The 4200-nt window shown below is 30.7% G+C and carries 5 protein-coding genes; 2 read left to right on the top strand and 3 right to left on the bottom strand.

The window, feature by feature from the left end; translation table 11 throughout:
• Positions 1–355: 355 nt before the first annotated feature.
• Complete coding sequence (locus tag B3J44_RS05175) at positions 356–742, top strand: flagellar motor protein MotB (RefSeq protein ID WP_198856957.1); 387 nt, start codon at positions 356–358, stop codon at positions 740–742.
• 77 nt (positions 743–819) lie between these two features.
• On the opposite strand, the gene B3J44_RS05170 is transcribed toward B3J44_RS05175, so the two are convergent.
• The 3 genes from B3J44_RS05170 to B3J44_RS05160 form a co-directional block, all read right to left on the bottom strand.
• A complete protein-coding gene (locus B3J44_RS05170; protein ID WP_286966415.1) occupies positions 820–2409 on the bottom strand; it encodes a T9SS type A sorting domain-containing protein in 1590 nt (529 codons plus the stop codon).
• A gap of 118 nt (positions 2410–2527) precedes the next feature.
• Positions 2528–2971 carry a hypothetical protein gene (locus B3J44_RS05165; protein WP_281631861.1) on the bottom strand — a complete coding sequence of 148 codons (444 nt, stop codon included), beginning with the start codon at positions 2969–2971 and terminating at the stop codon, positions 2528–2530.
• A gap of 203 nt (positions 2972–3174) precedes the next feature.
• Positions 3175–3582 (bottom strand): helix-turn-helix domain-containing protein, encoded by a 408-nt coding sequence (locus B3J44_RS05160; protein ID WP_286966398.1) that lies wholly within the window; start codon positions 3580–3582, stop codon positions 3175–3177.
• Between the two features lie 191 nt (positions 3583–3773).
• Here B3J44_RS05160 and B3J44_RS05155 point away from each other — a divergent pair, with 191 nt between their 5' ends.
• On the top strand, positions 3774–4088 hold the full coding sequence (locus B3J44_RS05155; RefSeq protein WP_286966395.1) for a hypothetical protein: 315 nt from the start codon (positions 3774–3776) through the stop codon (positions 4086–4088).
• Positions 4089–4200: the final 112 nt, after the last annotated feature.

The following is a 4200-nucleotide window of genomic DNA, read 5'->3' as shown; positions in this document are numbered from 1 at the left end:
CTGAAAATGCAGTCTTTGATTCTTCATCTTGCAAAACCTCTATTTTATTTAAATATAGCTGAACTATCATCTTGAAAATCTTAATTGATATAAAATTAAATTTTTTACAAACAAAATGTAAAACACACAGAATCAATTACTTTGAAGAACGAAATATAATCGATAAAATCAAAAAAACATCGTTAAAAAACAACTTACATTACTGATTTACATATATTTGTACAACATAAATAACATTACGCATAAAATAAGAAGCCAAAATTGACGTTTGATTATTGATTAATGCTGTTTTTTGACAGCAAAACTATTCTCAAAAACAATTTAAAATACGAATGCCTGAACCAAACTAAAACTTATGCAAAAAAAACTTGTTATTTTAGTATTGTTAATCGTATTTTCGTTTCGTGCAGCCGCGCAAACTGAAACTTTTTATAAAACAGACAAAATCGGCGAAAAATATGCTTATGTCGATGTTATAAGAACCTACGAAAAGGTTGCTGCAAAGGGCTACAAGTCTGTAGATTTATTTCAGAAACTAGGAAACTCTTCTTATTCAAATTGCGAACTAGAAAAAGCTGCCGAATGGTACAGCGAACTCTTTGCTCTAACCACAGATTTAGATCCTGTTTATTATTACCGATACGCAGAATCGTTACGTTCGATTTCTGAAAATGAAAAAGCAGATGCGCTTATCGAAAAATTAAAACATAAACCAAAAACTTCCATAAAAAAGAAAGTCTAATTTGTTGAAGCTGATATAAAAAAACCTCTCATTTCTGAGAGGTTTTTTATTATTCCTTTGAGCATTCTAAATTATGACTACTTTTTAATTATTTTTTTATTGATTACCGAAGAAACGCCACTAAACTTAATTTTCATATTATAAACTCCACTACTTAAGCGTGATACGTCAACTCTATTCTTCTGGTAATCTGACAAAGCATCTACAAGTCTACCATTTAAATCAAAAAGTTGAACGCTTTCGATGCTATTCTCGTCATTTGAACCAATTTGAACAAAATCTGATGATGGGTTAGGAAATACTGTTACAAATTCTCTTTTATCATATACAATTGTATTCAAATTACTTGCGTATTTCCACAATGTATTGTCTTTTACATAATACAAAAAATCTTTATAAACGATTCCATCCCAAAAATTATCAAGTGCAGCAACATTTTCTATAGACTGCGAGCTTTTGTTTAAAATCCAACCTTTTCTTTTATGCAATGGTTCTTCTGATGCTGTATTAATAAAATAATCATTATTATTAATTTTAAAAATAGTCGCAGTATCAAATATTTCATTAAATATGAATGGTTGGACTGCACTTGGAGTAAGTTCTTTTAAATTTGTTATAGCGTTTGTACTTAAATCCATTGATAACAATGAAGTTCCTCCCGTATTATTTGGACCGCAAAAAAGTAAAGAATTATCTGCTTGAATTAAATTAGACGGAAAAAAATATTTTTGACCATATCCCTCATATACTATAGAGGTTTGATTGTTTGTTAAATTATACTTCCAAATTTGCATAGTTAAGATTTCATGATTCCAAAACATGAAATAAAGACTATTATCAGCCTTAATAACATTTCCATAAAAAACCAAATCAGTATGCGCATCCCATACATTGGAGACAATTTTTGTATTACCAACTGTACCATCTGTAGAATACAAATAATATCTGCTTACAAAATACAATTTATTATCATTTTCAATATAATGTGAAAGTGCAGGTGTGCCTCCCGAACCAGAACCGTTACCGTCCATTTCTTCCGTAATAGGATATGTCCCATCGGCTGTCCCATCGCTTCTCCATACTCTTGACATATCACTTAGATAAGGCTGAAAAGTAAAGATAAAAGTATTGTTGCATTTTCCTTCAAAAGTTGGCTCATTCCAAATTGATACATTATCTTTAACAATTACTGTTCCTGCTGTTGTTCCGTCAGTTTTCCAAACTTGCATTACATTTTCTTCTGTTTTAAGCAAAAAATAAATTGAATTTCCAACTGTTGTAAGTTTTAAAACTCTGCCATTAAGAAAGCTCGTAATTTTTGTAGTTCCAGCTTCAGTTCCATCGGTTTTCCATATTTCTCCAGTAGAGCTTTTGTCTTTAGCAATAAAATAATAATTATTATTCATCATTGCCCCAGTTCTCAATGTTTCTATAACCGAAGATCCCGAGCCTGGATATATATCTTTTATCAATTTTGTATTTGAAGTCGTGCCATCACTCTGCCATATTTCACGGCCAGCATCGGCTGTACTAGATTCAAACATAAACCGATCATTAACGTTTACAAAATTTGATGCATAGCTCGACAAATCATATATTTTTTGTTGAGCATTAGTTTGAGTAAAAACACAAAGCATTAAAAAAAATAGAAGTACTTTTCTTTTCATTTGGTTTGTTTAGCAAGTTTTTTTATTAAAAGTAAATATATAAGTATAAAATAGATGAACAAAAAGACCTATCATTTCTGAGAGACTTTTCTATTAAATTATAATCTTGCAATTTCACTTAATCAGCAATTTTATAATCGGTAAACTTATAAGTATTGTCCATTTTTCCCATTAATTCAACCGATTGAAAATTAACTCCTTCTTCTGTAACCTGATAATCGTAAACATCAATTACGCCATCGTAGTTATGCAATTCATAATACTTTCCGTTTTCAACCCACCATTTGCCATTTTCAGTTGTTTGATCGACTTTACCGCTTGGATAAATTACAACAAATAATAAAGTACTAGTTCCATTTTCAAAACGGCATGAAACCCAATATTTACTTACACCATCTTGCTGCTGTCCTGTTTCAGAGCCTTTCCAGCATCCAAAAAGTTTTGAGTCGTATGTTTTGTTTTCTGTTTTATTAGTTGCTTTTATGTCTTGCTTAACCTTGGTCTGGCAAAAACTCAAGCTTGTAATAAATAGCAATCCTAAAATAAAAATGCTTTTTTTCATTTAAAATTAATTTTTGAGGTTATATATAGTTTTTGGTTTTTATAATTGATTTGCCTTTCCGAGAAAGCCTTTCATCTCTATTTTTCTGGTTGCTAATATATACAAACAAATTTCTTCTAAATTGAGGAAAGCCGTAAAACGATATTTTTTTGTAAAATAAAAAACCTCCCATTTCTGAGAGGTTTTCTTTTATATAAAATTTACTATTTCTGATTTAGCAATTTTTCTAAATATTCTATTTTGTCTTTTTCTGCTTGAAGCAAACGCTCGTAAAGCTTTTTATTTTCTTCTACCGTTTCCATTAATTTATCTAATGGATTGAAAGTGCAATTATTAAGTCCAAAATAATTATTAGGACTTTCATTAAAAGTATTGAAATAATTAATTGCAGCTTCGTCTGAAAAATTCTTAATCGCTTCAACCGATACACCAAGTGCTTTTGCCACCTCAACAAGTTTTTCGTCATCAATAGTTTCGCTATTTTCCATAGCCGAAATCGCTTGTTGATTTGTTCCTAAAGCTTGCGCCAAAGCTTCCTGCTTCATATCACGAAGTTCACGAATACGGCTTATTTTTCGCCCTATATGATTTGGTTTTGTTAGTGTGCTCATAATTCAAAGATAATAATAAAGTGTCAAAATCGGTAAAATGTAAAAAACAGATTTTACGCCGTGCGATACAGTAAAAAATGATTTCGTACAGCAAAATCTATTTCTTCCTTCGCCGAATCAAACAAAAGTACAATTTTTCTTATATAAAATTCATAAAAGTCAAATTGCAAATCATTTAAAATATACGCCTTATGGAAACAAACCAAACAGAAAAGCTACAAAAACTGCAAAAATTAACCGCTCAGTATTTTACAACGCTACAACCAACCAATGAAGCCAACTCTTTTACCGCACAATTTAAAGTAGTCAATTATTTAGAACTCGGCTGCCTTATTACCGATTTACTAAAATTATGCATTCTAGCAATTGATAACGACATGCATAATTTCTCTAAAAAGGATAAAAGTGTAACTATTAATGTGAGTCTGATTTTGGAAACGATTCTGCATTTGTTTCCTATGGATGAAATGGAGTTTTTGGGTTTTGTTGGGGAGATTGTCGAATAGTTATATTTCAACCCCAATTAACACACAATCTTGTCATTTCGACGTAAGGAGAAATCTCCACGAGAAACTCGACAAAGATTGGATTCTCGTTGCGGAGCTACTTGCGAAGATT

Origin of the sequence: Flavobacterium sp. UBA4854 (genome assembly GCF_002399805.1) — a bacterium.
GTDB classification, from domain to species: domain Bacteria; phylum Bacteroidota; class Bacteroidia; order Flavobacteriales; family Flavobacteriaceae; genus Flavobacterium; species Flavobacterium ginsengisoli.
This window is presented reverse-complemented; position numbering and strand designations above follow the sequence as displayed.

Coding starts and splice junctions, on each gene's coding strand:
- B3J44_RS05175 (WP_198856957.1), top strand. CDS start 356: ATGCAAAAAAAACTTGTTATTTTAGTATTGTTAATCGTATTTTCGTTT.
- B3J44_RS05170 (WP_286966415.1), bottom strand. CDS start 2,409: ATGAAAAGAAAAGTACTTCTATTTTTTTTAATGCTTTGTGTTTTTACT.
- B3J44_RS05165 (WP_281631861.1), bottom strand. CDS start 2,971: ATGAAAAAAAGCATTTTTATTTTAGGATTGCTATTTATTACAAGCTTG.
- B3J44_RS05160 (WP_286966398.1), bottom strand. CDS start 3,582: ATGAGCACACTAACAAAACCAAATCATATAGGGCGAAAAATAAGCCGT.
- B3J44_RS05155 (WP_286966395.1), top strand. CDS start 3,774: ATGGAAACAAACCAAACAGAAAAGCTACAAAAACTGCAAAAATTAACC.